The organism is Streptomyces sp. NPDC023838, assembly GCF_040639555.1.
Classification (GTDB): domain Bacteria; phylum Actinomycetota; class Actinomycetes; order Streptomycetales; family Streptomycetaceae; genus Streptomyces.
In genome coordinates, this window is record NZ_JBFAAD010000011.1 from 213,399 (window position 1) to 240,173 (window position 26,775).

Annotated in this window: 19 protein-coding genes and 1 pseudogene; 14 read left to right on the plus strand and 6 right to left on the minus strand. The window is 72.5% G+C overall.

Going from position 1 to position 26,775, the window contains the following annotated elements; all coding sequences use genetic code 11:
• Window positions 1–65: 65 nt before the first annotated feature.
• Window positions 66–1,307, minus strand: a complete 1,242-nt coding sequence (locus AB0G17_RS16885; RefSeq protein WP_361382317.1) for an ROK family transcriptional regulator — start codon at window positions 1,305–1,307, stop codon at window positions 66–68.
• 380 nt (window positions 1,308–1,687) lie between these two features.
• Between AB0G17_RS16885 and AB0G17_RS16890 the strand changes: the two are divergent.
• From AB0G17_RS16890 to AB0G17_RS16900, 3 genes and pseudogenes are all read left to right on the plus strand, one after another.
• Window positions 1,688–3,097 (plus strand): annotated as a pseudogene (locus tag AB0G17_RS16890) (alpha-amylase family protein); the annotation flags it as partial.
• A gap of 159 nt (window positions 3,098–3,256) precedes the next feature.
• Window positions 3,257–8,611 (plus strand): pullulanase-type alpha-1,6-glucosidase, encoded by a 5,355-nt coding sequence (pulA, locus tag AB0G17_RS16895; RefSeq protein ID WP_361382394.1) that lies wholly within the window; start codon window positions 3,257–3,259, stop codon window positions 8,609–8,611.
• An 80-nt stretch (window positions 8,612–8,691) separates the two neighbouring features.
• The gene (locus AB0G17_RS16900; protein WP_361382320.1) at window positions 8,692–10,548 is read left to right on the plus strand and encodes an endoglycosylceramidase; all 1,857 of its coding nucleotides are present in this window, start codon (window positions 8,692–8,694) and stop codon (window positions 10,546–10,548) included.
• A gap of 4 nt (window positions 10,549–10,552) precedes the next feature.
• Here the strand turns inward: AB0G17_RS16900 and AB0G17_RS16905 are convergent, their stop codons facing one another.
• Window positions 10,553–10,858 carry a MazG-like family protein gene (locus AB0G17_RS16905; protein ID WP_266990553.1) on the minus strand — a complete coding sequence of 102 codons (306 nt, stop codon included), beginning with the start codon at window positions 10,856–10,858 and terminating at the stop codon, window positions 10,553–10,555.
• Window positions 10,859–11,075: 217 nt separating this feature from the next.
• On the opposite strand from AB0G17_RS16905, the gene AB0G17_RS16910 reads away from it, so the two are divergent.
• From AB0G17_RS16910 to AB0G17_RS16935, 6 genes are read left to right on the plus strand one after another with little or no spacing between them, the layout of a single operon-like run.
• On the plus strand, window positions 11,076–12,473 hold the full coding sequence (locus tag AB0G17_RS16910) for an ATP-binding protein (protein WP_361382323.1): 1,398 nt from the start codon (window positions 11,076–11,078) through the stop codon (window positions 12,471–12,473).
• Window positions 12,470–12,892 carry a roadblock/LC7 domain-containing protein gene (locus AB0G17_RS16915; protein ID WP_361382326.1) on the plus strand — a complete coding sequence of 141 codons (423 nt, stop codon included), beginning with the start codon at window positions 12,470–12,472 and terminating at the stop codon, window positions 12,890–12,892. The genes AB0G17_RS16910 and AB0G17_RS16915 overlap by 4 nt, the downstream gene beginning before the upstream one ends.
• Window positions 12,889–13,248, plus strand: coding sequence for a DUF742 domain-containing protein (locus tag AB0G17_RS16920; RefSeq protein ID WP_190091195.1), 360 nt, complete (start codon window positions 12,889–12,891; stop codon window positions 13,246–13,248). The genes AB0G17_RS16915 and AB0G17_RS16920 overlap by 4 nt, the downstream gene beginning before the upstream one ends.
• Complete coding sequence (locus tag AB0G17_RS16925; RefSeq protein ID WP_361382330.1) at window positions 13,223–13,855, plus strand: ATP/GTP-binding protein; 633 nt, start codon at window positions 13,223–13,225, stop codon at window positions 13,853–13,855. The genes AB0G17_RS16920 and AB0G17_RS16925 overlap by 26 nt, the downstream gene beginning before the upstream one ends.
• Window positions 13,852–15,099 carry a cytochrome P450 gene (locus AB0G17_RS16930; RefSeq protein ID WP_361382333.1) on the plus strand — a complete coding sequence of 416 codons (1,248 nt, stop codon included), beginning with the start codon at window positions 13,852–13,854 and terminating at the stop codon, window positions 15,097–15,099. Before AB0G17_RS16925 ends, AB0G17_RS16930 begins: the two co-directional genes overlap by 4 nt.
• On the plus strand, window positions 15,096–16,325 hold the full coding sequence (locus AB0G17_RS16935; RefSeq protein WP_361382336.1) for a cytochrome P450: 1,230 nt from the start codon (window positions 15,096–15,098) through the stop codon (window positions 16,323–16,325). Before AB0G17_RS16930 ends, AB0G17_RS16935 begins: the two co-directional genes overlap by 4 nt.
• 130 nt (window positions 16,326–16,455) lie before the next feature.
• Here AB0G17_RS16935 and AB0G17_RS16940 read toward each other — a convergent pair whose 3' ends face one another.
• Both AB0G17_RS16940 and AB0G17_RS16945 read right to left on the minus strand, forming a co-directional pair.
• A complete protein-coding gene (locus AB0G17_RS16940; protein WP_067165998.1) occupies window positions 16,456–17,172 on the minus strand; it encodes a flavodoxin family protein in 717 nt (238 codons plus the stop codon).
• 127 nt (window positions 17,173–17,299) lie between these two features.
• Window positions 17,300–17,803 (minus strand): Asp23/Gls24 family envelope stress response protein, encoded by a 504-nt coding sequence (locus tag AB0G17_RS16945; protein ID WP_361382339.1) that lies wholly within the window; start codon window positions 17,801–17,803, stop codon window positions 17,300–17,302.
• 282 nt (window positions 17,804–18,085) lie between these two features.
• On the opposite strand from AB0G17_RS16945, the gene AB0G17_RS16950 reads away from it, so the two are divergent.
• The 4 genes from AB0G17_RS16950 (at window position 18,086) to AB0G17_RS16965 (ending at window position 23,895) form a co-directional block, all read left to right on the plus strand.
• The gene (locus tag AB0G17_RS16950) at window positions 18,086–19,633 is read left to right on the plus strand and encodes an FG-GAP-like repeat-containing protein (protein WP_361382342.1); all 1,548 of its coding nucleotides are present in this window, start codon (window positions 18,086–18,088) and stop codon (window positions 19,631–19,633) included.
• Window positions 19,634–19,840: 207 nt separating this feature from the next.
• Complete coding sequence (locus tag AB0G17_RS16955; protein WP_361382345.1) at window positions 19,841–21,037, plus strand: glycoside hydrolase family 64 protein; 1,197 nt, start codon at window positions 19,841–19,843, stop codon at window positions 21,035–21,037.
• Window positions 21,038–21,172: 135 nt separating this feature from the next.
• The gene (locus AB0G17_RS16960) at window positions 21,173–22,228 is read left to right on the plus strand and encodes a glutathione S-transferase C-terminal domain-containing protein (RefSeq protein WP_361382348.1); all 1,056 of its coding nucleotides are present in this window, start codon (window positions 21,173–21,175) and stop codon (window positions 22,226–22,228) included.
• A gap of 143 nt (window positions 22,229–22,371) precedes the next feature.
• The gene (locus AB0G17_RS16965) at window positions 22,372–23,895 is read left to right on the plus strand and encodes a beta-ketoacyl-[acyl-carrier-protein] synthase family protein (protein WP_361382351.1); all 1,524 of its coding nucleotides are present in this window, start codon (window positions 22,372–22,374) and stop codon (window positions 23,893–23,895) included.
• A gap of 109 nt (window positions 23,896–24,004) precedes the next feature.
• On the opposite strand, the gene AB0G17_RS16970 is transcribed toward AB0G17_RS16965, so the two are convergent.
• Complete coding sequence (locus tag AB0G17_RS16970) at window positions 24,005–24,859, minus strand: alpha/beta hydrolase (protein WP_361382354.1); 855 nt, start codon at window positions 24,857–24,859, stop codon at window positions 24,005–24,007.
• Window positions 24,852–25,445 (minus strand): WHG domain-containing protein, encoded by a 594-nt coding sequence (locus AB0G17_RS16975; protein ID WP_361382357.1) that lies wholly within the window; start codon window positions 25,443–25,445, stop codon window positions 24,852–24,854. The genes AB0G17_RS16970 and AB0G17_RS16975 overlap by 8 nt, the downstream gene beginning before the upstream one ends.
• A 191-nt stretch (window positions 25,446–25,636) precedes the next feature.
• Here AB0G17_RS16975 and AB0G17_RS16980 point away from each other — a divergent pair, with 191 nt between their 5' ends.
• A complete protein-coding gene (locus AB0G17_RS16980; RefSeq protein WP_361382360.1) occupies window positions 25,637–26,686 on the plus strand; it encodes a PP2C family protein-serine/threonine phosphatase in 1,050 nt (349 codons plus the stop codon).
• Window positions 26,687–26,775: the final 89 nt, after the last annotated feature.

Genomic DNA, 26,775 nt, shown 5'->3' on the forward strand with positions numbered 1-26,775 from the left:
GGGGACGCTGAGAAGGGCGCGCTGAGGGGGGTGCGCTTATGGGAGGGGGCTGAGGGGGGCGCCCCTCACTCGGCTCCCGCCCCCTGCGTCGCCCACCTCGCCGGATCGTCGAGTACCGCCTCGACCACCAGCGCCGCCGCCCCCCGCGCCGCGTCCCCCGCCAGGGACGAGGCGCGCAGGCGGCCGCTGTCGTGCGGCCACAGGCCCGACACCACCCGGGCGGCGAGTTCGGCCTCGGCCGGGGGTGACAGCCACGGCGCCAGTGCGCGGTAGACGCCGCCGAGGACCACGGCCTCCGGGTCGAGGAGGTTCACCGCGCCCGCGAGCACCCGGCCCAGCATTACCCCGGCCGTACCGAGCGCCGCCAGGGCCCGTTCGTCGCCCGCCCCCGCCCGGCGCTCCAGCTCGGCCACGCCCGCCGCGCCGGCGTCCTCGTCGATGCCCGCGCCGCGCAGCAGCGCCAACTGGCCCGCGTACTGCTCCAGACAGCCCCGCGCCCCGCAGCGGCAGGCGGGGCCGGCCGGGTCCAGCGGGACGTGGCCGATCTCCCCGGCGAAGCCGTGCGCGCCGCGCAGGAGTTCGCCGTTGAGGACCAGGGCGCCGCCCACGCCGATCTCGCCGGAGAGGTAGAGGAACGTCCGGGCCTCGCCCGGGCCGCCGAACCAGAGCTCGGCGAGCGCCGCGAGGTTGGCCTCGTTCTCCGAACTCACCGGCAGCGAAGGGGTGTTGGGGTACTCCGCCAGCGCCTGCGCGAACAGGGTGTCGGCCGCGACGCCGTTCCAGCCCAGATTCGGCGCCTGGCGGACCGTGCCACCCGCGACCAGGCCGGGCAGCGCGAGCGTCACCCCGGCGGGCCGCAGCTCCTGCTGCCGGGCGGAGTCCAGCGCGTGCGAGGCGATCCGGGCCGCCCGGGCCAGCACCTCGGCGGGCGCCGCGCCCCGGTTGTCCAGGCGCTCGGTGAGCCGGACCCGGTCGGTTCCGGTCAGGTCCACCACGCATACGGTCACGTAGTCGACGTTGATCTCGACGCCGACTCCGGCGGCGCCGGTCCTGGACGGCTTGAGGACGGTGCCTGGCCGCCCCGCCTGCCCGCTGAACGTCTTGCCCGACTCCGTCAGGAAGCCGCCCTCCAGGAGCTGCTCCACCAGCGAGGACACGGCCGCCCGGGTCAGCCCGACGCGCGCCGCGACGCCCGCCCGGGTGGACTCGCCCTCGTCGTGGACGGCCCGGAGCACCAGGCTGAGGTTGTGCCGCCGGACGGTGTCCTGGTCGGCCTTGGGCGCCAGCGGGGAGAGGTTGCTCTTCATGTCGTGGCCGAGCCTATGCGATGGCCCGGGCGCCGCAGTTGCCCGAGTCGGCCGGGCTCGAACGGGAGGCGCGCGCGTGCGGTCCGCCACCACAATTCGGAGCCGACTGCCCGGCGCCGAGACATGGTTGAACGTAACACCACTGCAATCTCTTGCGAAAGGCTTTGCGGAGAGAAAGCGCGGAGGAAGCGGTGAGATTTCCACGGCATGGCGAGGGTGTGTCCAAAGGGTTGACCAGGCCGTCCGGGCCGCCTACGGTCTCGACCGCAACAGCTTTCCGGTTGTTTCAGCAAGAACATTCAGAGTCCTCCTGAAGCGGCCGGGCCGCGCCGCCCGGGAGGAAGCTCCGTTCCCCGCATCCCCGCACGGAGGTCCCCCCCATGGACGGTCGTACCGCCAGCACGCCCAGCCCCCGCCGTACGCGCAGATCACTGGCCGCCGCCGTCGCCCTCGCCGCGGGCGCCGCCGTCCTGGGCGCCCCGCAGGCGGGCGCCGCCGCGCCCGGACCCAAGGACGTGACCGCCGTCCTCTTCGAATGGAACTTCGCGTCGGTCGCCAAGGCCTGCACCGAGGAGCTCGGCCCCGACGGCTACGGATACGTCCAGGTGTCTCCGCCCCAGGAGCGTATACAGGGCGACGCCTGGTGGACCGCGTACCAGCCCGTCAGCTACAAGATCGGCAGCCGGCTCGGCGACCGCGCCGCCTTCCGCTCCATGGTGGACACCTGTCACGCGGCGGGCGTCAAGGTCGTCGCCGACGCGGTGGTCAACCACATGACGAGCGGCTCCGGCACCGGCTCCGCGGGCACGTCCTACACCAAGTACGACTACCCCGGCACCTACTCCGCCGCCGACCTCGACGACTGCAAGGCCGAGATCAGCAACTACCAGGACCGCTGGAACGTCCAGCACTGCGAGCTCGTCGGGCTTGCCGACCTCGACACCGGCGAGGAGTACGTCCGCAACACCGTCGCCGGGTACCTCAACGACCTGCTCTCGCTCGGTGTCGACGGCTTCCGCGTCGACGCGGCCAAGCACATCCCCGAGGACGACCTCGCCGCCATCAAGTCCCGGCTGACCAACCCGGGCGTCTACTGGAAGCAGGAGACGATCTACGGCGCGGGCGAGGCCGTCCAGCCCACCGAGTATGTCAACACGGGCGACGCCCAGGAGTTCCGCTACGCCTGGGACCTCAAGCGGGTGTTCAACAACGAGAAGCTCGCGTACCTGAAGAACTTCGGCGAGGGCTGGGGGTACATGAGCTCGGGCAAGGCCTCGGTCTTCGTGGACAACCACGACACCGAGCGCGGCGGCCAGACGCTCACCTACAACGACGGCGCCCGGTACACCCTGGCCCACGTCTTCATGCTGGCCTGGCCCTACGGCTCCCCGGACGTCCACTCCGGCTATGTGTTCAGCAACAAGGACGCCGGACCGCCCAACGCCGGGCGCGTGAACGCCTGTTACAGCGACGGGTGGAAGTGCCAGCATGCCTGGCCCGAGATCCGCTCCATGGTCAAGTTCCGCAACACGGCGGGCACCGCGCCGGTCGCCGACTGGTGGGACAACGGCGGCAACGCCATCGCGTTCGGCCGTGGCGCCAAGGCGTACATGGCCCTCAACCACGAGGGCTCCCCGCTCACCCGCACCTTCCAGACGTCGCTTCCCGCAGGCGGCTACTGCGACGTGCAGAGCGGCAGGAACGTCACCGTCGACGGCAGCGGGCGGTTCACCGCCACCCTCGCCCCGGACACCGCCCTCGCCCTGCACGTCGACGCCAGGACGTGCGGCACGTGACATCCGGCGGCATCTGACGCGAACGCCCCCTGGCGCGACTGACCGGCGGGCCCGACGCTCACCTCGTGCCCCGCGCCCGTACCCCGTAGTCCCCCTGTAGAAGGAGTACGTCCCGTGATCGGCTCTCCGCGCCGAACCGCCGTGACCGCCGCCGTGGCCCTCGCGCTGCTCGCGTCGGCCGCGCCCGCGGCGCATCCGGCGCCCGCCGCGCCCCCGGCCCCGCCGTCCGACGCCCGGCTCGCCGCCGAGCCCGCCCGCCACGAACTCACCCGGGAGCAGCCCTACTTCGTCCTGCCGGACCGGTTCGCCGACGGCGACGGCGCCAACAACAGGGGCGGCCTGACCGGCAGCCGCTCGGTGACCGGCTACGACCCGACCGACAAGGGCTTCTACCAGGGCGGCGACCTCAAGGGCCTCACCCAGAAGCTGGACTACATCAAGGGGCTCGGCAGCACCGCGATCTGGCTGGCGCCGATCTTCAAGAACAAGCCGGTCCAGGGCACCGGCGCCGACCAGAGCGCCGGATACCACGGCTACTGGATCACCGACTTCACCAAGGTCGACCCGCACTTCGGCACCAACGCGGACCTGGCGCGGCTGATCGACAAGGCCCACGCCAAGGGCATGAAGGTCTTCTTCGACGTCATCACCAACCACACCGCCGACGTCATCGGCCACCGGGAGCAGAGCTCGGCGTACCTCTCCAAGGGCGCGTTCCCGTATCTGACGAAGGACGGCGTGCCGTTCGACGACAGCGCCTACGCGGCGGGCGGCAAGGGCTTCCCGGCCGTCGGCCCCGGCTCCTTCCCGTACACGCCGACCGTGCCCGCCGCCGAGAAGGACGCCAAGGTCCCGGCGTGGCTCAACGACCCCACGCTGTACCACAACCGGGGCGACTCGACCTTCGCCGGTGAGAGCGCGGAGTACGGGGACTTCTCGGGGCTCGACGACCTGTGGACCGAGCGGCCCGAGGTCGTGCGGGGCATGGAGAAGATCTACGAGAGGTGGGTGAAGGACTTCGACGTGGACGGCTTCCGCGTCGACACCGTCAAACACGTCGACATGGACTTCTGGACGCAGTGGGCGACCGCCCTTGACGCCTACGCGGCCAAGCACGGACGCAAGGACTTCTTCATCTACGGCGAGGTGTATTCCGCGGACCCGGCGGTGACCTCCCCGTACGTCACCCGGGGCAGGCTCGACGCGACCCTGGACTTCCCGTATCAGCAGGCGATGCGCGGCTATGTCTCGCAGGGCGGCTCGGCGGGCGATCTCGCCGCGGCCCTCGGCCAGGACTACCGCTACACCACCGACAAGGCCAACGCCTACGAGCAGGTGACCTTCCTCGGCAACCACGACATGGGCCGCATCGGCAGCTTCCTGGTCCAGGACAACCCCCGGGCCGACGCCGCCGAGCTGCTGCGGCGCGACGAGCTCGCCCACGCGCTGATGTTCCTCAGCCGGGGCAACCCCGTCATCTACTACGGCGACGAGCAGGGCTTCACCGGCGCGGGCGGCGACAAGGACGCCCGGCAGACGATGTTCCCGTCCAAGGTCGCCGACTATCTGGACGACCCCCAGATCGGGACGGCCCGTACGCACGCGAGCAGTGCTTTCGATCCGGAGCACCCTCTCTACAAGGAGATCGCTGCTCTCTCCAAGCTCCGCAGGCAGAACCCGGCGCTCGCGGACGGTGTGCAGACCGAGAGGTACGCGGCGCAGGGCAAGGGCGTCTACGCCTTCTCCCGCACCGACGCGAAGACCGGGACCGAGTACGTCGTCGCCGTCAACAACGCGACCGAGGAGAAGACCGCCGAGTTCGCCACCGGCTCCGCGAACACCGCCTTCACGGGCATCCACGGCGCGACCGGCACGATCACCAGCGGCGCCGACCGCCGCGTCTCGGTGCGGGTGCCCGCCCTCTCCGCCGTCGTCTACAAGGCGGCCAAGCCGCTGGGCGCCCCCGCGGCGCGGCCCACACTCACCCTGAAGGCCCCGGCGGCGGGCGCGACCGGTGACGTCGAGATCGCGGCGGACACCGACGGCGGTCAGCTGAACCGCGTGGTGTTCGCCGCCCAGACCGGTACCGGCACGTGGCAGGTCCTCGGCTCCGCCGACCACGCCCCGTACAAGGTCGTCCAGCACCTGCCCGCGACCCTCGCGGCCGGAACGCCCCTGCGCTACAAGGCCGTTGTCGTCGACTCGGCCGGGCACACCGCGAGCGCCACCGCCGGCACCACCAGCGGCGCGCCCGTCCCCGACCCCGTGCCCACCGCCACCCGACGCGACTACGCGGTGGTCCACTACAAGCGCCCGGCGGGCGACTACACCGACTGGCGGCTCTACGCCTGGGGCGACCTCGCCGACGGCGAGTCCACCACCTGGCCCGCGGGCCACGCCTTCGCGGGCCGCGACGCCTACGGCGGCTTCGCGTACGTCAAGCTCAAGCCGGGCGCGTCGAGTGTCGGGTTCCTCGTCATCGACAAGGACGGCAACAAGGACGTCGCGGCCGACCGCACCATCGACGTCGGCCGGACCGGCGAGATCTGGGTCGAACAGGGCAAGGACGCGGTCCTGACCGCCCCGCCCGCCGGCGCCTACCCGCCGCAGGACACCACCAAGGCCGTCATCCACTACCAGCGCGCCGACGGCGACTACAGCGGCTGGGGCATCCACACCTGGACGGGGGCCGCCACGCCCACCGACTGGTCGAACCCGCTTCCGCCGGTGCGCACGGACGCCTTCGGCGCGGTCTTCGAGGTACCCCTCAAGGAGGGTGCGTCGAGCCTGAGTTACATCCTCCACAAGGGCGACACCAAGGAGTTCGGCTCGGACCGCTCGCTGGAGTTCTCGACGTACTCGCACGAGGTGTGGCTTCTGGGCGGGGTCGAGAAGTACCTTCTGCCCATGACGTCCGGTTCCGCCGCCGACCTCGACCTGTCGAAGTCGCGGGCGCAGTGGATCGACCGCGACACCGTGGCCTGGGACACGGGCTCCACGGCCGCGAGCTACCAGCTGGTGTACGCGCCCGGCGGCGGCCTCGCCGTCAAGGACGGCGTCCTCACCGGCGAGGGCCACTGGCTGCGGCTCACCCCCGTGCCGGGCGGCCTCACCGACGCGCAGAAGGGCAGGTTCCCGCACCTGAAGAAGTACGCGGCGTTCACCGTCGACCCGCGCGACCGCGCCCGGGCCGGCCAGGCACTCACCGGGCAGATCGTCGCCACCCAGCGCCTCGCCAACGGCGCCCTGCTCGCCGCCACCGGCGTCCAGACCCAGGGCGTCCTCGACGACCTCTACAGCGCGCGGGCCACCAGGGCCGCGCTCGGCCCGGTCTTCACCGGCGGGCGTCCCACGCTCTCGCTCTGGGCCCCGACCGCCCAGCGCGTCGCCCTCCAACTCGACGGCCGTACGGTCGCGATGCGCCGCGACGACGCGTCCGGCGTCTGGTCGGTGACGGGCCCCAGGAGCTGGACCGGCAAGCCGTACCGGTACGTCGTGACGGTGTGGGCCCCCAGCGTCCAGAAGATGGTCACCAACCTGGTCACCGACCCGTACGCCACCGCCCTGACCACCGACTCGGCCCGCAGCCTCGTCGTCGACCTCGCCGACCCGAAGCTCGCCCCCAAGGGCTGGGCCACCCTGCGCAAGCCCGCGGCCGTGCCGCTGCGCGCCGCGCAGATCCAGGAGCTGCACATCCGCGACTTCTCGATCGCGGACCCGACCTCCCGCCACCCCGGCCAGTACCTGGCGTTCACGGACACCGGCTCGGACGGCATGAAGCACCTCAAGAAGCTCGCCGCCTCCGGGGCTTCGTACGTCCACCTCCTCCCGGCGTTCGACATCGGCACCATCCCGGAGAAGAAGTCCGACCAGGCCGTCCCCGCCTGTGACCTCAAGGTGTACGCGCCGGACTCCTCCGAGCAGCAGGCGTGCGTGGCGAAGGCCGCCGCCAAGGACGCCTACAACTGGGGTTACGATCCGCTGCACTACACCGTGCCCGAGGGCTCCTACGCCAGCGACCCCGAGGGGACCCGGCGCACGGTCGAGTTCCGGCAGATGGTCCAGGGGCTGAACGGCGCCGGGCTGCGCACGGTGATGGACGTCGTCTACAACCACACCGTGGCGAGCGGACAGGCGGACAAGTCGGTCCTCGACAAGATCGTGCCCGGCTACTACCAGCGGCTCCTCGCCGACGGCACGGTGGCCACCTCCACCTGCTGCGCCAACACCGCGCCCGAGAACGCCATGATGGGCAAGCTGGTGGTGGACTCGGTGGTCACCTGGGCCAAGCAGTACAAGGTCGACGGCTTCCGCTTCGACCTGATGGGCCACCACCCCAGGGCGAACATCCTCGCGGTCCGCAAGGCGCTCGACGCGCTGACGCCCGAAAGGGACGGCGTCGACGGCAAGAAGATCGTCCTGTATGGGGAGGGCTGGAACTTCGGCGAGGCCGCCGACGACGCCCGGTTCGTCCAGGCGACCCAGAAGAACATGGCGGGCACCGGGATCGCGACCTTCTCGGACCGGGCGCGCGACGCGGTGCGCGGCGGCGGCCCCTTCGACCAGGACCCCGGCATCCAGGGCTTCGCCTCCGGCCTCTACACCGACCCCAACGCGTCGTCCGCCAACGGAACTCCGGCCGAGCAGCGCGCCCGTCTGCTGCACTACCAGGACCTGATCAAGGTCGGCCTCTCCGGCAGCCTGGCCGGGTACACCTTCACCGACACCTCCGGCCGTACGGTCAAGGGCGCGGACGTCGACTACAACGGCGCCCCCGCCGGGTACGCCGACGCCCCGGGTGACGCGCTCGCGTACACCGACGCGCACGACAACGAGTCGCTGTACGACGCGCTCGCGTTCAAGCTGCCGCGCTCCACCCCGGCGGCCGACCGGGCCAGGATGCAGGTGCTCGCGCTGGCGACCGCCACGCTCTCGCAGGGCCCGGCGCTCTCCCAGGCCGGTACGGATCTGCTGCGCTCCAAGTCGCTGGACCGCAACTCGTTCGACAGCGGCGACTGGTTCAACGCGATCCACTGGGACTGCCGGGACGGCAACGGGTTCGGGCGCGGACTTCCTCCGGCGGCCGACAACGAGTCCAAGTGGCCCTATGCCAAGCCCCTGTTGACGGCCGCTACCCTCAAGGTCGGCTGTCCGGAGATCACCGCGGTCTCGGCCGCCTACCGGGATCTGCTGAAGATCCGTACGACGGATCCGGCGTTCCGGCTGGCCACCGCGGCCGAGGTGCAATCCGCGCTCTCCTTCCCGCTCTCCGGCAAGGACGAGACGCCGGGTGTGATCACGATGCGGCTCGGCTCTCTGGTCGTCGTCTTCAACGCGACCCCGGACCGGCAGGTCCAGCGGGTGCCGGACGCGGTGGGCCACGGGTACGCGCTGCACCCGGTGCAGGCGTCCGGCGCTGACGCCAGTGTCAAGTCGGCCTCGTACGAGGCTGGTTCGGGCACGTTCACCGTCCCGGCCCGGACGGTCGCGGTGTTCAGCCGCCGCTGAGGGGTACGGGGAGTCGGCAAGGCGACTGCGGGCGGCCCGGAGCATTGACTGTGCTCCGGGCCGCCCTGATTGTTGTGGGCATGCCGAATCGCTGGACGCGTCTGCTCGGTGTTCCCACCCTCCTCGCCGCGCTCCTCGCGGCGGGAGGCACCCCGCCCTCGGCCGACGGGCTCCCCGGCGCCCAGTGGTTCGACGGGGCGGGCGCGGCCGCGCTCACCGTCGAGGAGGGGCGTCTCGTCGACGGGCTCGGGCGCGAGGTCGTGCTGCGGGGGTACAACGTCTCGGGCGAGACCAAGCTGGCCGAGCACGGGGGACTGCCGTTCGCCTCGGTCGCCGACGCGCGCGCCTCCGCGACCGCTGTACGCGCCCTGGGTGGCGCCAACACCGTACGGTTCCTGCTCTCCTGGGCGTCCGCCGAACCCGTACGCGGCCAGGTGGACCAGGGGTATCTCGCGGCCGTCACCGAGCAGATGCGGGCCTTCCTGGACGCCGGGATCCGGGTGCTGCCCGACTTCCACCAGGACCTGTTCTCCCGGTACCTCTTCGACAGCGGCAGCTGGTACTCCGGCGACGGCGCCCCCGCCTGGGCCGTCGCAGCCGGCGGCTATCCGCGCGAGTCCTGCGGGATCTGCCTGTTCTGGGGCCAGAACATCACCCAGAACGAGGCCGTCAAGCGCGCGTCCTACGACTTCTGGCACAACGTGCGCGGCGTCCAGGACGCCTTCCTCGCCACCGCCCGGACCACCCTGGCCTACCTCGCCGAGCACCTCACGGCCGAGGAGTTCGCGGCCGTCGCCGGATTCGACCCTTACAACGAACCGTACGCGGGCAGCTACGACACCGGGCAGACCAGCCGCACCTGGGAGCGGGAGGTGCTCTGGCCGTTCTACACCCGCTTCCGGGCCCGCATGGACGCGGCGGGCTGGCAGGCCAAGCCCGCGTACGTGGAGCCCAACCTCTTCTGGAACGCCAACCTCGACTTCCAGCGGCAGGAGGGCGGGCTCCTCGACGCCGGCGCCCTCGGGCCGCGCTATGTCCTCAACACCCACTTCTACGACCAGAAGGCGATCTCCGGCGTCTTCATGTGGGGCAAGTCGGGCGACGGCCAGTACGCGCGCGACCTCGGCGCCGTGCGCGACCGGGCCGCCGCCGCGAGCACGGCCGCCGTCGTCAGCGAGTTCGGCCATCCGCTCAGAGGCACCGTCTCCGACAAGGCGCCGAGCGTCCTCAAGGCGATGTACCAGGGCCTGGACTCCCGGCTGCCGGGGGCCACTTGGTGGTCGGACCCGTCGGCGTCCGGGCCGGTCCTGTCGGGCACCCAGTGGCAGTGGGACCTGTACAGCGGCCGCCACCACGAGCTCATGAACGGCAACCCCGGCAAGGTCCTGACCTCAGGCGACGCCTGGAACGACGAGGACCTCTCGGCCGTACGCCAGGACGACTCGGGCACACCGGCGCTGCGCCAGGATGCCCGGCTGCTCGACCGGCTCTACCCCTCGGCCACGGCGGGCCGCGTCCTCGCCTTCAGCTACGAGGACCGCTCCCGCGACGGCTCCACCACGCTGACCTGGAACCCCGTTCCGGCCGCGCTCCCGCACGTGGCCCGGCTCGTCGGCGCCGGTCGCTACGGGGTGCTGCTGTGGCGCTCGAACGGCGGGGCCGCGCCCACCGAACTCCATCTGCCCGCCTCGTTCGCCACCACCACCGTCGTCTCCGACCTCGGCGCCGTGGCCGGCCCGCCCGGCTACACGGCGCACACTCCGGTGGCCGTCGCGCCCGAACCCGGCGGGACCGGAAGCCGCCGGGTGCTGCTCACCGCGCCCGAGCCGGGCGGCGTCCACTTCGCGCTGGTCACCGACGGGGCCACCGACCCGTCCGCCGAGCTGCTGAGCGCCGCCCGCGCCGAACTCGCGGCCTGGGCGGCGGCCCACCCGTAAGGCCTCAGCCCTCCGAGACCCGGTGCAGCACGCCCCGCTCGTCGCGGGTGTAGACGCGGCGGCGGTTCTTCTCCAGCTTGCGAGCCACCTCGTCGTCGAGGTCGATGCCGTTCATCTCGGCGAGGGCCACCAGGTACAGGAGGACGTCAGCGAGCTCCTCGCCGAAGTCGGGCAGCCGCTTGCGCCAGGCCGTGAACGCCTCGCCCACCTCGGCGTTGAGCAGCCCGAACTCCAGCGGCACATCGGTGACGTTGAACCCCTTGTCGAGCTTGTTCTGCCACGCCTGCTGCTGTGCGGTGCGGATGTCCAAGGTCTCTGCTTCCTCCGTGGTTCCGTGCGGGGCGCTCCTGGGTCCGTAACTTCTTAACTGACCTTTCGGGCAGATTCGGACTCCCGCGTTCAGGTTCGAAAGGATCTTCGTGTAAAACAGTGCGGGACCGGTCAATGACAGTGTGTACTGGCCACGTTCGCCTTCCGGGGCGGCCGTCCACATGCCCTTCTCCCGATCTCCCCTGAAGGTCCATCAGATGATAGAGATACCGGACCTGGCCGCCGGAGGCCTGGCGGCCGGGACCCTGTCCGCGTTCGTGCTCGGGGGCGGACTGCTGCGCGCCCGGCGCCGGGGAGCCCGGCAGCAGGAGGAGATCGCCGAGCTGCGCTCCCAGGGGGAGGGCGCCCGCGCCGAAGCGGCCCGGCTTTCCCGGGCGTACGCCGCCGAGGTCGCCCATCTCGCCCACCGCCGCGTACCGGCCGAGGCGACCCGGGCCGCGCATCCGCACGTGCAGGTGCCCGGCCCGCTCCACCCGGACCTCGCGGGCACCGAGCTCGGCGCCGGCCTCGACGGCGTCCTCGAAGGGATCGCGGCCGCCGTGGCGCAGGAGCGCAAGCGCGTCGACGCCGCCGCCCGCGCGGGCATGCGCGGCGCGACCCGGGAGATCCAGGCCGGGCTCTACCGCCTCCAGGACCAGCTGCGCGGCCTCCAGCAGCGCTACGACGACCCGGAGCTGGCCCACACGCTCTTCGCCCTCGACCACGAGAACGAGCAGTCGCTGCGGCGCGCCCAGGTCACCGCCGTGGTGTGCGGCGCCTGGGTGGGGCTGGCCCGCGAGGAGTCGCACCTGGTGGACGCGGTGACCGGTGGCCAGTCCCGGCTGGTGGGCTACCACCGGGTGCGGGTCCACAACCATCTGGAGCCGGGCACCGCGCTCGTCTCGCACGCGGTCGAGCCCGTCGCGATCATCGTGGCCGAGCTGCTCGACAACGCGCTGCGCCACTCCGCCCCGGACACCGAGGTCGTGGTGAACCTCGAACGCGCCCACCACGGCGTCTCGGTCACCATCGACGACGCCGGGGTCGGCATGAACCCCGACGAACGCGCCTACGCCCAGCGGATGGTGGCCGGGACCGAGCCGATCCTGCTCTCCGAACTCGGCGACCCGCCCCGGATGGGCCTGGCCGCGATCGGCCAGCTGACCCGGCAGTTCGACCTCTCGGTGGACCTGTCCTCGCCCTCGCCGTACGGGGGCGTACGCGCGGTGCTCCTGGTCAAGAACCACCTGCTGAGCCGGATCGACCCCGGTCTGCGGCGGCCCGCCGCGGCGGCGCCGCGCTCCACGCGCACCGCCGACACCCCGGCCGCGTCCGAGCCCCTCGCCGCCTCCCTGCCCGATGCCCTCGTCCCGGCCGTGCCCCGTACACCGGCGCCCCCGGCCCCGTACGACACCGGCGCGGTCACCCATGAGGCCGCGCCCGACGGCGACGCGCTGCCCCAGCGGCGCCGCCGCGCCCGGGCCGCGCTGCCCGCCGAGACGGCCGCGGCGCCCGCCCGTACCCCCGAGGAGTCGGCCGCCGCGCTCGGCGCACTGCAGTCCGGCACCGCCGCGGCCCGCTCCGCCGCCCCCACCGAAGGGAACGAACCGCGATGACCAGCGGCACTACCGGCGAAACGGCGTGGGTGCTCGACGCGATCCTGGAGATCCCGCACGTCCAGGCCGCCGTCCTGCTCACCCGGGACGGCCTCGTCTCCGGCTACACCCAGGCCCTGTCGCAGGCGTCCGCCGAGCGCACGGCCGCCATCATGAGCACCGTGCAGGGCGCCTGCCGCACGGCCGCGGCCGCCTTCGCGGACCAGGAGGACGCCCGTATCCGCCAGGTCGTCATCGAGTCGGACCACGGCTACATCCTGGTCGCGCCGACCGCCCACGGCACCTGTGTGGCCGCCTACGGCGACCCGGACGTCCGGCTCGACCTGCTCGCCCACCGCGTCCACTCCCAGGTGGCCCGGCTCGGTGAGAAGGCCATGGCGGCCGCGCCGCGCGGAGCCGACGGCGCCACCCAGGCATGACGGGCCGCCGCGGCGGCCGCCCGCTGGTCCCCGCCTATCTGTCCACCGGAGGCGTCGCGCGGCCCAGCCGCAACAGCCTGGAGCGGCTGTCCGTACTGACCGGAGGGGGCGGGCCGGAGCCCGCCGGACTGCCCGCCGCCCAGCACGCCCTGCTCGACGTGCTGGACGGTGGCTCGCTCACCGTTGTCGAGACGGCGGCGCTCCTGGAGCTGCCGGTCTCCGCCGTGCGGGTGCTCGCCGCCGAGCTGATCGACCAGGGTCTGGTGAGCGCCCGCCCGCCCATTCCCGTCGCCGCCCTGCCCGCCCCCGATCTGTTGAAGAGAGTGGCCGATGGCCTCCGCGCCCTCAAGCAGTAGCCCCGGCCCCACCGGCGCCACCGGGGCCCGTGGGATCCATCTGCCCGACACCGCACGCGAGTTGGTGAAGATCCTGGTCGCCGGGCCGTTCGGGGTGGGCAAGACCACCCTGATCGACTCGGTCTCCGAGATCCGCCCCCTGCACACCGAGGAGCACCTGAGCGAGGCGTCGGCGCGGGTGGACGACCTCGCCGGGGTCCGGGACAAGACCACCACCACGGTCGCCATCGACTTCGGGCGGATCAGCCTGGGCGGGGGAGTGGTGCTCTACCTCTTCGGCACCCCCGGACAGGAACGTTTCCGCTCTCTGTGGGCGGACATCGCCTACGGGGCGCTGGGCGCGCTCGTCCTGGTGGACACCCGGCGCATCGACGACTCCTTCGACGTGCTCGGGCTGGTGGAGGAGACCGGACTGCCGTACGCGGTCGCGCTCAACACCTTCCCCGACTCCCGCCCGTACACCGAGGAACAGCTGCGCCGCGCCCTCGACCTGGAGGCCGGCACCCCGATGGTGACCTGCGACGCCCGTGACACCAACTCCTCCATCGACGCGCTGCTCGCGCTCGTCCAGCACCTGATCGCCCGCAACCGTCCGGAGACCTGGTGAACCCGCACCCCGCCTACCCCGCCCCCGCAGCCGCCTTCTCGCTCTCCGCGCCGGTGCGGCTGTGGGAGGACGGCTTCGCCGCCGACCCGCACGCCTACTACGCGGCGCTGCGCGCCCAGGGCCCGGTCGGCTGGGCCGAACTCGCCCCGGGCGTCCCCGCGTACGTCGTCACCGACCGGCGGGCCGCGCTCGACCTGCTGCACGACAGCGACACCTGGTCGCACGACCCGAGGCCCTGGGAGGCCACGGTCGCCGCCGACTCGCCGATCCTCGGCATGATGCGCTGGCGGCCCAACGCGCTCTTCGCCGACGGCGACGCCCACATCCGCTACCGGCGCACCCTGCTTGACGCCTTCGACCTGGTCGAGCCGCACGACCTGCGCGAGCGGGTGCACCGGGCGGTGGACATCCTGGTGGGCCGGTTCGGACCGGCCGGGCGGGCCGACCTCGTCACCGAGTTCGCCCGGCCCCTGATGGCGCTGGTCTTCAACAACCTGTTCGGTCTGCCCGACAGCGAGAGCGGCCGCCTCAACGACTCCCTCGGCCAGATGATGGAGGGCGGCGAGCAAGCCGCGCGGGGCGAGGCCGAGTACGGCCGGTACGTCCTCGAACTCGTCGCCGCCAAGAGCGCCCAGCGCGGCGACGACCTCACCAGCCGGCTCCTGGACCACCCGGCGGGGCTCACCCCCGAGGAGGTCACCTGGCAGGTCTTCCTCACCCTCGGCGCGGGCCACGAGCCCACCGCCAACCTCGTCTCCAACGCGCTCTCGCGCATCCTCGGCAACCCCGCCTACTACTCGACCCTGACCAGCGGCTCGCGCCCGGTCGCGGACGCCGTCGCCGAGGTGCTGCGGTACGAGACGCCGCTCTCCAACTACGGCATCCACTTCGCCCGCCAGTCGCTGAGCTTCCACGGCGTGTGGATCCAGGCCGCCGTGCCGGTCGTCGTCTCCTACGGCGCCATCGGCCACTTCGCCGAGCACGAGTTCGCCGGGGCGCACCACCCGCACGACGCCTCGCACCTGTCCTGGTCCGCCGGCAACCACGGCTGCCCGGTCAAGCAGCACACCCTGCTGATCGCCACCGAGGCCATCGAGCGGCTCACCCAGTGGCTGCCCGACCTCGACCCCACCACCGAGCGCGCTCGCCTGACCTGGCGCCCCGGCCCGTTCCACCGTTCGCTCACGTCGCTGCCCGTCCGCTTCACCCCGCGCACCCCCGACCAGCCAGGAGATCGAGCATGACCCCGTCCTCGCGTGTGCCCCTCGACCCGTTCGGCGCCGACATCCCCGCCGAGAGCGCCAAGCTGCGCGCGCTCGGCACGGTGGTGCCCGTCGAGCTGCCAGGGGGCATCCCCGCCTGGGCGCCCACCGGTTACGACACCCTCAAGTCCCTGATCCTCGACCCCCGGGTCAGCAAGGACCCCCGCCGGCACTGGGGGCTGTGGCCCGAGCTCGGCGAGCACCCCGACTGGGGCTGGATCCTGGGCTGGGTCGGCGTAATCAACATGCTCTCCACCTACGGGGCCGACCACACCCGGCTGCGCAAGCTCGTCGCCCCCAGCTTCACCGCCCGGCGCACCGAGGCGATGCGCGCCCGGGTGGAGGAGATCACCGCCGAGCTGCTCGACGAGCTGGCCCAGGCGGCCGCCTCCGGCGAGCCGGTCGACCTGAAGGCGGCCTACGCGCACCCGCTGCCGATGCGGCTGATCTGCGAACTGTTCGGCGTACCCGGCTACTTGGTCAAGGACATGGCCAAGCTGATCGCGGCCATCATGGACACCACGGACCCGAGCCCCGAGCACGCCGAGTCGGTCCAGAAGCAGATCGCCTATGTGCTGCCCGCACTCATCGCGTTCAAGAGCGAGGTGCCCGGTGACGACATGACCACCGAGCTGATCAAGGTCCGGGACGAGGACGGCGACCGGCTCAGCAACGAGGAGCTCGTCTACACGCTGCTGCTCGTCATCGGCGCCGGCTTCGAGACGACGGTCAACCTCATCGGCAACGCCGTCGTCGACCTGCTCCACCACCCCGACCAGCTCGCCGCCGTCCGCTCCGGCGAGATCAGCTGGGACAACGTGATCGACGAGGTCCTGCGGGTGCACCCGTCCATCGCCACCCTGCCGCTGCGCTTCGCCGTCAGTGACATCGAGGTCGACGGGGTCACCATCCCGGCGGGCGACGCGATCGTCACCACCTACGCGGCGGCCGGCCACGACCCGGCCCACTACGGTGAGGACGCCGGGGCCTTCGACGCCACCCGCGCCGCCGACGACCACCTGGCCTTCGGTATCGGCGTCCACCGCTGCATCGGCGCGCCGCTGGCCCGGATGGAGGCGCTGACGGCGCTGCCCACCCTGTTCGAGCGCTTCCCGGACCTGCGACTGGCCGCGAAGGCGGACGAGTTGAGCCAGGTGCCGTCGTTCATCGCCTTCGGCTACCAGGAGATCCCGGTACGGCTCGGCTGACCCACCCCGGTCCGGCAGGAGCGGTGGCGCGCCGTGGCACGATCCGGCGGCGCACCACCGCTTCGTTTCGGACGACTTCGTTTCGGACGATTTCGTATCGGACGAACCGAGGACCGGCCGGGCCGCGCGTTCACCGGTGTTCGGGGTTGGCGAAGTCGTCCCGGCAGCCCGCGTCCCACGCGGAGCGCTGGTTGCCGTGCGCGGGGATGCCACCGGCCCGCTTGAGCAGCGCCGCCAGGTGCATCAGGTTCCAGCTCATGAACGACGTGTTGCGGTTGGTGAAGTCGTTCTCCGGTCCGCCCGAGCCCGGGTCCAGATACGACGGGCCGGGCCCCGCCTCCCCGATCCACCCCGCGTCGGCCTGCGGCGCGATCGTGTAGCCGAGGTGCTGGAGGCTGTAGAGGAGGTTCATGGCGCAGTGCTTGACGCCGTCCTCGTTGCCGGTGATCAGACAGCCGCCGACCCGGCCGTAATAGGCGTACTGGCCCTGCTCGTTGAGCAGGCTGGAGCAGGCGTAGAGCCGCTCCACCACCCGCTTGGCGACGGAGCTGTTGTCGCCCAGCCAGATGGGGCCGCAGAGCACCAGGATGTCGGCCGCCATCACCTTCTCGTACAGCTCGGGCCAGGCGTCGCTCGCCCAGCCGTGCGCCGTCATGTCGGGCCAGACACCGGTCGCGATGTCGTGGTCGACGGCCCGGACCACCTCCGTGGCGACCCCGTTCCCCTCCATCACGGCACGGCTGCGGTCGATCAGCCCCTCGGTGTTGCTGACCTCGGGGGAGCGCTTGAGCGTGCAGTTGACGTAGAGGGCGCGCAGGTCGTCGTAGCGGTACGGCGTCGGGGCCATCGGCTCTCCTCGGGGCGGTCGGAGTCCTCTCCAGCCTCCCGGGTCCGGGGCCGCCGGGCCACCTCGGCGGCCCCGAACGAATGAGCCGGGCCCCGGCGGGACCGGACCCGCCGCCGCACGCGGCCCGCTACTGCACGCGGACCTCGGAGGCCTCGGAGGCGCCGTCGTCCGGCAGGTGGACGTCGTCGACCGAGATGTTGACCTCCACGACCTCCAGACCGGTCATCCGCTCCACGGCCGCGATCACGTTCTCGCGCACCTCGGCCGCGACCGCCGTGATGCTCACGCCGTACTCCACCACCACGTCCAGGTCGATGGCGGTCTGCCGCTCGCCGACCTCGACCTTCACGCCCCGGCTGACGGCCGCGCCGCGCGCCCGCGGAACCCGGTCGCGCATCGCGCCGATGGTACGGGCGAACCCGCCGCCCAGCGCGTGGATGCCGGGCACCTCGCGTGCGGCGAGCCCGGCGATCTTCTCCACCACGCCTCCGGCGATCGTCGTCCGGCCCCGGGTCGCGGGTGGCTGACCCGCACCACTCCGCGCGGTCTGCAGGGTGGTGCCCGAAGTGCCGGTGCGGTATTCGTCGGTGTCGGGTTTCTCAACGGCCGGGCTGCTCGGCTGCTCCGTCATCCGAAGCCACCTCCTGGGGGTTGGGGCTGGAGCGCGGGATCCGCGCGTTCTGGTCCTGCGAGTACCGTGCGCGCCGCTTGTCATGCGGGCAAGGGGGCGTTCTCCGCCCCGCGTTCCTTGGCCGGCGAGCGTCAACACGGCGCCGTCCACTGCTCCGGCCGGGTTCTCCTGCTGTACAAGAACGCGCGAGACGGTGGTCGGGGGTGATCCCATGACTGCCGTGGCAACTGATGCCCCGTCAAGACAAGGCGCCATCGGCGCCTTTCCGGCTGGAGGAAGATCATGAGACGTATCCGGTTGACCCGCTGTCTCCTCGCCCTCACGGGCGCGCTCTCCCTGGCGACGCTGCCCGCGACCCCCTCGGCCGCCGACCACAAAGACACCCCCGTCCTGCGGGTGATGCCGCTGGGCGACTCGATCACCTGGGGCGGCGGCAGCCCCACCCTCTCCTCCTACCGGCGCCCCCTGTGGCAGATCATGCGGCTCGAAAACCGCTACACCGTACGGTTCGTGGGCTCCAAGGCCTCCGGCAGCTTCGCCGACTTCTCCAACGAGGGCCACAGCGGCTACGTCATCGACCAGCTGACCGCCGGCATCGACGGCTGGATGGCCGGCGCCCGGCCCGACGTCGTACTGCTCCACATCGGGATCAACGACATCGCCCGGGGCATCGACCTGCCGCACGCCCCCGACCGGCTGGCCGCCCTCGTCGACCGGATCTACGCGGACAAGCCGGGCGTCACCGTCCTCGTGATGGGCCTCATCCCCACGACGAGCGGTCTTGAGGAGCCCGCCAAGGCGTTCAACGTACGGGCCGAGGAGCTGGAGGAGACGGAGCGCGAAGCCGGGCGGAAGTTCCGCTATGTGGAGCCGCCCGCGCTCACCCAGGACGAGTTCGTCGACCAGCTCCACCCCAACGACGCCGGATTCCGGCGGATGGCCTGGTCCTTCTTCAAGCCCCTCGACGCGGTGTGGCACAGGGGCTGGGAGTCCGGCGGCCCGGCGCTCGGCGCCGGCACCGAGGCGGGCGGCGCGAACCCGGTGCGCTGGGCGGACTTCGACGGTGACCGCCGCATGGACCACGTGACGCTCGACGGACACGGGGGCGTCCTGGTGCGCCTCAACCGGGGCGGCGCCCGGCACGGCGGCTGGCGGCCGCTCGGCCGGGTCCTCGGGGGCCTGACCGCCGACCCGGCCCGGGTGCGGTTCGCGGACTTCGACGGCGACGGGCGCGCCGACTGCATCACGGTGGACACGAGCGGCGCCGTCTCCGTACGCCTCAACCGGGGCGGCGCACCGGGCGGCTGGCGGTGGGTCGGGCGGGTCACCGACGGCACCACGGCGGACGCGGGCCACGTGCTGTTCGCCGACTTCGACGGCGACGGCCGGAGCGACTACGTCACCCTCGGCGCCACCGGCGAGGTACGGGTGCGGCTCAACCGGGGCGGCGACGGACACGGCGGCTGGACCGACTGGGGCCGGGTCGCCACCGGGGTGACCGCCGACGCCGGCCGGGTGCGGTTCGCCGATCTCGACGACGACGGACGCCCCGACTACAGCGTGGTGGGGGCGGACGGTGCGGTCCGCAGCTTCCTCAACCGGGGCGGCGACGGACGCGGCAGCTGGGTCGACCTCGCCACCACCACCAGCGGCTTCACCGCCGACGCCACGCGGGTGTCGCTGGCGGACTTCAACGGGGACGGCAACGCCGACTACATCCTGGCAGCACGCACGGCCACGGCCGCGTCCGTGCACACCTGGGCGGGCGGCGACGGACACGGCGGCTGGGTCGACCGGGGGCCGGTGGTCTCGGCGGCCCCGGAGCGGTAGCCCCGTCGACCCGCACGCCCCGGCGGGGCCACACCAAATGAACGGTTAGGCCCCGCCAACGCCCCTTTTCCGTCAAGGAATTGACGAGCGACTCATTGGCACCTCTGGTCCGGACCACGATTCTGAGAGCGCTCTCACGAGGGGGAAGCGAAGATTCCTCCTCGCGGCGCCCTACGTGAACCGCCGAATCCGATGAGGAGTTGGAGCATGCCCGTCCAAGGAAAGCTGCTGGCGCCCCTGGTCACCGCGTTGCTGCTGGCAACGGGGCTCACCGCCACCGGCGCGGCCACCCCCGCCACCGCCGCCGTGCCCTCGACCATCCCGCTCACCGTGACCAACAACTCCGGGCGCGGCGAACCGCTCTACATCTACAACCTCGGAACGCAGCTCTCGACCGGCCAGCAGGGCTGGGCCGACGCCGACGGCACCTTCCACCCCTGGCCGGCCGGCGGCAACCCGCCCACCCCGGCGCCCGACGCCTCCATCGCGGGACCGGCGAGCGGGCACTCCACGACGATCCGGCTGCCCAAGTTCTCCGGACGCGTCTACTTCTCGTACGGTCAGAAGCTCGTCTTCAAGCTCACCACCGGCGGTCTGGTGCAGCCGGCGGTGCAGAACCCGAGCGACCCGAACCGCGACATCCTCTTCAACTGGTCCGAGTACACGCTCAACGACGCCGGACTGTGGATCAACAGCACCCAGGTCGACATGGTCTCGGCCCCGTACGCGGTCGGGGTGCAGGCGGCCGACGGCACCACCAAGTCCACCGGACACCTCAAGCCCGGCGGCTACGACGGCTTCTTCAGCGCGCTCAGGGGCAAACCGGGCGGCTGGGCGGGCCTCGTCCAGACCCGGCCCGACGGAACGGTTCTGCGGGCGCTCGCCCCCGGCCACGGCATCGAGACCGGCGCGCTGCCCAGTAGCGTGCTCGACGACTACATCAACCGGGTGTGGCAGAAGTACAGCACCTCCACGCTGACCGTCACACCGTTCGCCGACCAGCCGAACACCAAGTACTACGGGCGGGTCTCCGGCTCCACGATGAACTTCACCAACAGCGCGGGCGCCGTCGTCACCAGCTTCCAGAAGCCCGACTCCGACAGCGTCCTCGGCTGCTACAAGCTGCTCGACGCCCCCAACGACCTGGTACGCGGCCCGATCTCGCGCACGCTCTGCGCGGGCTACAACCGCTCCACGCTGCTGGTCGAACCCAACCAGCCCGACACCGGGTCCGCCGCCTTCTACCAGGACGCGGTGACCAACCAGTACGCCCGCGAGATCCATGCCCGGATGGTCGACGGCAGGGCGTACGCCTTCGCCTTCGACGACGTCGGCAACCACGAGTCGCTGGTGAACGACGGGGATCCGAGGCAGGCGTATCTGACGCTCGACCCGTTCAGCTGACCCCCGACGGGGGACACACGCTCGACCGGGCGGCTCATCCTGTGGGAGATCTTCGATCGCGGGGGAAGGCTCGCAGGCAGCACTCCGTACTCAGCACTCGGTACGCGAGTCCAGTCCAGCGGGAAGGAGACGGGGATGAGCCGCCCCGACGAGGACGACAGCGACACCGCCGGCATGGAGGGCAGCAGCGGCAACGCGGAGTACGGGCACCGGCCCTTCAAGCGCGGGCGCAGCCACTTCGTCGACCGCATCACGCGGGACGGGCGCGACGGCTGGCCCGTCGAGTACGGCCGCTACCGCCTGGTCGTCAGCCGCGCCTGCCCCTGGGCGAGCCGCGCCCTGGTCTCCCGGCGGCTCCTCGGCCTGGACGACGCGCTCTCGCTCGCGGTGGCCGACCCGATCCAGGACGACCGCAGCTGGCGCTTCACCCTCCATCCGGACGGACGGGACCCGGTGCTCGGCATCCGCTACCTCAGCGAGGCGTACAAGGCGCGCGAGCCCGGCTACTCGGGCGGCGTCAGCGTCCCGGCGGTCGTGGACGTGCCCAGTGGGGAGCTCGTCACCAACGACTTCCAGCGGATCACCCTCGACCTCGCCACCGAGTGGCGCGAGCTGCACCGGCCGGGCGCGCCCGATCTGTACCCCGAGGAGCTGCGCGACGAGATCGACGAGGTCATGGACGGGGTCTACCGCGACCTCAACAACGGGGTGTACCGGGCCGGGTTCGCCTCCGAGCAGCGCGAGTACGAGGACGCGCACCGCGATGTTTTCCGCCGGCTCGACCTGCTCTCCGGGCGGCTCGCGGACCGCCGGTACCTGGTCGGGGACACCATCACGGAGGCGGACATCCGGCTGTTCACCACGCTGGTGCGCTTCGACGCGGTCTACCACGGGCACTTCAAGTGCAACCGCAACAAACTGGCCGAGGACCCGGTGCTGTGGGCGTACGCCCGGGACCTGTTCCAGACCCCGGGCTTCGGTGACACCGTCGACTTCGACCACATCAAGCGGCACTACTACATCGTGCAGTCCGGCATCAACCCGACCGGCATCGTGCCCGTCGGCCCCGACCTGTCCGGCTGGCTGGCGCCCCATCACCGGGAGCAGCTCGGCGGCAGGCCCTTCGGGGACGGCACCCCGCCGGAGCCGGTGCGGCGCGGCGAGGCGGTCCCCGAGGCGGGCCGCCCCTGAGCGCCGCGCCCGGTCCGCCGAGATGCCGGCACGAGGGGGGCCGGGCAAGATGTCTCTAGGTCGCTTTATCGACTTATTAGGGTTGGCGTGCGAGGTGCGCCATGTCCTGAAGTCGTTCACCCAGGCGAATCAGGAAAGCGGCGATGAGCGGAGAGTCGGTCATGGGCGGGGAGTGTCTGCTCCTGACCACCGGAGAACTCGTGCCGGGCGACGTGGTCGCGACCGGCGTGGACCGCTGGCACGTCGTGATGCGCACCGCGCCCGCCGGCGCGGCCCGGACCCGACTCGTCCTGCGCCCGGTGGGCGGCGGCCCCGACCAGGAGCGCCTGCTGGACCGGGGCAAGCCCCAGGTGGTGCGGGCGGGCCGGGTCGACCCGGCCGACGTGACCGAGCCACGGAATCCCGGCACCGACAGACGGCGGGTCGTGGTGACCGGTCTCGGCGCGCTCACCCCGCTCGGTCCCGACGTGGCCGGGCTCTGGCAGGGGCTGCTCTCGGGGCGGTCGGCGGTGGGGCTGATGGCGGGCGAGGAGTTCGACGCACTGCCGGTGCGGCTCGCCGCCCGGGCCGCGGTGGACCCGGTCGACCTGCTGCCCAGGCCCCTGGCGCGGCGGATGAACCGGTCCGCGCAACTGGCTGTGCTCGCCGCGCGCGAGGCCTGGCGGGACGCGGGGCTGGACCTGGAGGGCGCCCGCGTGAGCGGGCTGCTGCCCGCCCGGGCCGGGGTGTCCATGGGGTCGATCATCGGCGGCGCCCCGGTACTCGTCGATGCCCAGCGGCGGCTGGAGCAGCGAGGTGCGCGCGCCGTGTCGCCGCACACCGCGCCGATGCTGGTGCCGTCCTCGGCCGCCGCCCAGATCTCCATCGACCTCGGCATCCTGGGCGAGGCCAGCACGACGGTGTCGGCCTGCGCCTCCAGCACCGAGGCCATCGGGCGTGCCGTCGACCGCATCCGCGCCGGGCACGTCGACCTGGTGGTGGCGGGCGGCACCGAAGCCGTGATCACTCCGGCGATCCTGGCCGCCTTCGCCGCGATGCGAGCCGTTTCCACCCGCAACGACGAACCGGCGTCCGCGTCCCGCCCGTTCGACACGCAGCGGGACGGGTTCGTTCTCGGCGAGGGCGCGGGCGTGCTGGTCCTGGAGGCCGAGGAGCACGCCCGGGCGCGGGGCGCGCGCGTCTACTGCGAGGCCGCCGGATGGGGTCTGTCGGCCGACGCCTTCCACATGGCGGCCCCCGAACCGGGCGGCCGCGGCATCGAGGCGGCGCTGCGGGCCGCGCTGGCGGACGCGGACGCCTCGGCGGCGGACGTGGTCCACGTCAACGCCCACGCCACCGCCACGGTCGAGGGCGACCGGGCCGAGGCGCGGGCCCTGGGCCGGGTCCTGGGCGCCCACACCCCGGATGTCCCGGTCACGGCCAACAAGGGCGCGCTCGGCCACCTCCAGGGGGGCGCGGGCGGCGTGGAGGCCATCGCCACGGTCCTGGCGCTGCGGGACGGGCTGATCCCGCCCACGGCCGGGTGCGACGACGTCGAGGACGGGATCACCCTCGACGTCGTGCGCGGCGGCCCGCGCTCGCTGCCGCTGAACGGCGACATCGCGCTCAGCGACTCGTTCGGCTTCGGCGGCCACAACGCGGTGCTCGCGTTCCGGAACATCGGCTGAGCGCTCCGCCGGAAGCGGGGGACCTCAGGCGAGCCGCCCGGCCGGCGCGCTCATCAGCGTGCCGCCGGGAGTGTCGCCGGACATCTGGTAGAGGGGCCCTGTCCCGCCGTTACGCCATGTCCTCGGCCATGGCCCCGGCCAGCGTCCGCCGCAGCACGTCGGCGAACCGCACCGGATGCGTGCTCAGCCCGACGTGCCCGCCCGGGAATTCGGCGAGCCCGGTGCCGAGCCGCTCGGCCAGTACCGCCGCCGGCCGGGCGAGCAGCAGCCCCCGCGAGGCGCGCCCGCACGCCGGGACCAGCCGCTCCGAGTGCGCCGCCAACGCGTCCAGATCCGGCATGTGGCCGCTGAACTGGCGCAGTTCGCGCTCCAGGAACTGCGGCATGTTCTCCCGCATCCGCCGCAGCCGCTCGGCGCTCGCCGTGCCGTCCGGCTGTGCGGTCCCCTCCCGCTCGTCGTCCGGCTCGTCGACGCCCTCGGCGCCCGCCGCCGCGCCGAGCGCGGCCATCGCCGCTTCCAGGCCTGCGCCGCGGAACGCCTCGACGACGTCCGCGAAGGCCGCCCTCCACCGGTCCGCGTCGGGCAGCAGCCCCAGCACCGGCGGCTCGTGGGCCACGACGAGCCGCAGCCGTTCCGGGTGCCTGGCCAGCAGGTCGAGCGCGATGACCGCGCCCGAGCTGCTGCCGAAGACGAAGGCGGGCTCGGTGGGCGAGACTTCGGCGAGCAGCCGGCGCATGTCGTCGCTGTGCACCTCCACCCGCTGGTCCCGGCCCCGCTCACCGGCGGCGCTGCGGGACCTGCCGCGCGGGTCGACGGCGACGACGGTGAACCGGTCGGCCAGGTCCGCCCCCACCAGGTCGAAGGAGGCGGCGTCCCCGCCCCCGCCCGGGATCATCAGCAGCACCGGACCGGTGCCGCGCGTCTCGTAGTACAACGTCGCGCCGGGTACGCGCAGTTCAGGCATGGTTCGCTTCCTCCGTGGATGAGGTCGGCCAGTGTTCGAGGAGGACGTGCAGGGCCGCGAGGGCCCGCCGCCACGAGGTGTCCACGTCACGTACGTGGTTGAAGCCGCCCTGGGCTTCGATGCTGATGTAGCCGTGGAAGGTGCTGCGCAGCAGCCGTACCGCGTCGGTCAGGTCCGGCTCGGCGAGCCCGTAGCCGCGCAGCATCCCGTAGGTGATCTCCACGGTCCGCCGCATCGCGGGCGCGTCCGCGACGGCCGCCGGGTCGACCCGGATCTGGGTCGCGGCGTAACGGCCGGGGTGGGCCAACGCGTACGCCCGGTACGCGTCGGCGTACGCCATCAGGGCCTCCCGCCCCGACCGGCCCGCCACCGCGACGGCGATCTCGTCGATGAGCTCGCCGCCCGCCAGCAGTGCCACCCGGGTGCGCAGGTCCGCCACGTTCTTGACGTGCGAGTACAGGCTCGCGTCCTTCACGCCGAAGTGCCGTGCCAGAGCCGACAGGGTGACCTTGTCGAACCCGATCTCGTCCGCCAGATCGGCGGCCGCCGCCGTGATCCGCTCGGCCGTGAGTCCCGCACGCGCCATGCGCCCCGTACCTCCGTCGTCGGTGCTCGCCGCCCCAGAAGAACCGTTCCTAGGGCTCCTAGGTTCAAACCTAGGATACATAGGTACGCATGCACACGCCATCCACATCGTGGGCGGAGTGATTCGGAACGCGTGTCACCGGGGACGGAGAGGACACGGCGGCACTCCGTACCGGAAGGGGTGGGACGGCCATGGCGCGAAGAGCGGGCACGGGTGTGCTCTCCGTCCTCCCGTACGCGGTCATGGCCGTGGTCGCCACGGTCGACGTGGCCGCGGGTCCCGGTGTCGGACTGCTCGCCCTCGTCTCGCTCGGCCCGGCCTTCGCGGGCCTGGTGGGCAGTTGGCGTCGGCCGGTCGCGGCCGGAGCCGTGGCCCTGCTCGTCGGCTGTGGCCTCGGCATCCACAACGGGCTGTTCCAGGAGCGCCGCGGCTTCGCCGCGCTCGCCTCCGTGGTCGGGGTGACCGTCGCGGGCGTGGCCGCCGCCGTGATGCGCGAGCGCCGCGAGGCCGAACTCGCCGGGGTGCGCTCGATCGCCGAGGTCGCCCAGCGCGTCCTGCTGCGCCCCGTGCCGCGCAGCGCCGGACATCTGCGGGCGGCCGTCTCGTACACCTCCGCGGTCGCGGAGGCGCGGATCGGCGGCGATCTGTACGAAGTGGTCGCGGCGCCCGAGGGTGTGCGGGTCATCATCGGGGACGTGCAGGGCAAGGGGCTGGAGGCGGTGGAGACGGCGGCCGCCGTCCTGGGCGCTTTCCGGGAGGCCGCGCACGACGAGCCCGACCTCAAGGGCGTCGGGGCGCGCGTCGAGCGCGCGGCCGAACGGGCCCTGCACGGCGAGAAGTTCGTCACCGCCCTCATCGCCGAACTCGTCCCCGACGGGGGAGCGGTGTTCCTCAACTACGGGCACCCGCTGCCCGCGCTGCTGCGCGCGGACGGCACGGTCCACTTCCCCGAGCCACCGCAGTACGCCCTGCCGCTCGGCCTCGGCCTGCCCTCGGGCGACGGACCCGAGCCGCACCAGGTCGACTTCGGCCCCGGCGACCAGCTGCTGCTCTACACCGACGGCGTCACCGAGGCCCGCGACCGCACGGGCGCCTTCTACCCGCTGGCCCGCCGCGTCCACCTGCTGACCGGCCCCGACCCCCAGGCCGCGCTCGAAGCGCTGCGCGGCGACCTGATGCGCCACACCGGCGGCCCGCTCCACGACGACGCGGCCATGCTCCTGCTGCGCTATCGAGACTAGTGACCTGGTTTGGAGATCCTGTCGCAGTAGCGGCAGATGCGGTCGAGGATCTGGTCGGCGGTCTTGGTCCATTTGAAGGGCCGGGCTTG

Excerpts from the sequence above, each read along its gene's own strand:
- AB0G17_RS16885 (WP_361382317.1), bottom strand. The coding sequence starts at position 1,307 with ATGAAGAGCAACCTCTCCCCGCTGGCGCCCAAGGCCGACCAGGACACC.
- AB0G17_RS16900 (WP_361382320.1), top strand. The coding sequence starts at position 8,692 with ATGCCGAATCGCTGGACGCGTCTGCTCGGTGTTCCCACCCTCCTCGCC.
- AB0G17_RS16910 (WP_361382323.1), top strand. The coding sequence starts at position 11,076 with ATGATAGAGATACCGGACCTGGCCGCCGGAGGCCTGGCGGCCGGGACC.
- AB0G17_RS16915 (WP_361382326.1), top strand. The coding sequence starts at position 12,470 with ATGACCAGCGGCACTACCGGCGAAACGGCGTGGGTGCTCGACGCGATC.
- AB0G17_RS16920 (WP_190091195.1), top strand. The coding sequence starts at position 12,889 with ATGACGGGCCGCCGCGGCGGCCGCCCGCTGGTCCCCGCCTATCTGTCC.
- AB0G17_RS16925 (WP_361382330.1), top strand. The coding sequence starts at position 13,223 with ATGGCCTCCGCGCCCTCAAGCAGTAGCCCCGGCCCCACCGGCGCCACC.
- AB0G17_RS16935 (WP_361382336.1), top strand. The coding sequence starts at position 15,096 with ATGACCCCGTCCTCGCGTGTGCCCCTCGACCCGTTCGGCGCCGACATC.
- AB0G17_RS16940 (WP_067165998.1), bottom strand. The coding sequence starts at position 17,172 with ATGGCCCCGACGCCGTACCGCTACGACGACCTGCGCGCCCTCTACGTC.
- AB0G17_RS16945 (WP_361382339.1), bottom strand. The coding sequence starts at position 17,803 with ATGACGGAGCAGCCGAGCAGCCCGGCCGTTGAGAAACCCGACACCGAC.
- AB0G17_RS16950 (WP_361382342.1), top strand. The coding sequence starts at position 18,086 with ATGAGACGTATCCGGTTGACCCGCTGTCTCCTCGCCCTCACGGGCGCG.
- AB0G17_RS16955 (WP_361382345.1), top strand. The coding sequence starts at position 19,841 with ATGCCCGTCCAAGGAAAGCTGCTGGCGCCCCTGGTCACCGCGTTGCTG.
- AB0G17_RS16960 (WP_361382348.1), top strand. The coding sequence starts at position 21,173 with ATGAGCCGCCCCGACGAGGACGACAGCGACACCGCCGGCATGGAGGGC.
- AB0G17_RS16965 (WP_361382351.1), top strand. The coding sequence starts at position 22,372 with ATGAGCGGAGAGTCGGTCATGGGCGGGGAGTGTCTGCTCCTGACCACC.
- AB0G17_RS16970 (WP_361382354.1), bottom strand. The coding sequence starts at position 24,859 with ATGCCTGAACTGCGCGTACCCGGCGCGACGTTGTACTACGAGACGCGC.
- AB0G17_RS16975 (WP_361382357.1), bottom strand. The coding sequence starts at position 25,445 with ATGGCGCGTGCGGGACTCACGGCCGAGCGGATCACGGCGGCGGCCGCC.
- AB0G17_RS16980 (WP_361382360.1), top strand. The coding sequence starts at position 25,637 with ATGGCGCGAAGAGCGGGCACGGGTGTGCTCTCCGTCCTCCCGTACGCG.